The sequence below is a fragment of the Streptomyces palmae genome (assembly GCF_004684805.1).
GTDB lineage: Bacteria > Actinomycetota > Actinomycetes > Streptomycetales > Streptomycetaceae > Streptomyces > Streptomyces palmae.
The window spans coordinates 1-547 of sequence record NZ_SRID01000798.1 but is presented as its reverse complement, the minus strand read 5'-3'; the positions used below and the strand labels follow the sequence as shown (position 1 = coordinate 547).

The following is a 547-nucleotide window of genomic DNA, read 5'->3' as shown; positions in this document are numbered from 1 at the left end:
CCCCTCACCTCCTCCCATACTCGGCAGTGAGGAGCGGCCGCCCGGCGACTCCAGGCGCCTCACTCCCCCCGCCGGCCGCCCCACGCCCCGAACCGCCCGCGGCAGCGGGGCCGCCCTCACACCCGTGCCCCGCACGGCAGGCAGGAGATGTCATATGAGCACCAGTCATGGCAAGGTGGTCAGAGAGGAACTGCGCCCCCACACGCGCGAACTGCGGCAGGCCATTCCCGATGTCTACCAGGGGTACCGGGAGCTCCACGACGCGGCCCTGCGCCCGGGAGTCCTCGACGCGAAGACCAAGGAGCTCATCGCGCTGGCCATCGCGGTGAGCAAGGAGTGCGACGGATGCATCGCCGCCCACGCCCATGCCGCCGTGGCTCACGGGGCGACCCCGCAGGAGGCGGCCGAGGCCCTCGGTGTCACCTTCCTGATGAACGGCGGGCCCGCCACCGTCTACGGGGCCCGGGCCTTCGCGGCGTTCCGCGAGTTCCACGCCGAACGCTCCGGGCAGGAATAGGCGGGCGGCGGGGACGGAGCGGGGGACGAC

1 protein-coding gene is annotated in these 547 nt (G+C 73.1%); it reads left to right on the top strand.

The window, feature by feature from the left end; translation table 11 throughout:
• Positions 1-154 precede the first annotated feature (154 nt).
• A complete protein-coding gene (locus E4099_RS32700; protein WP_135342685.1) occupies positions 155-517 on the top strand; it encodes a carboxymuconolactone decarboxylase family protein in 363 nt (120 codons plus the stop codon).
• Positions 518-547: the final 30 nt, after the last annotated feature.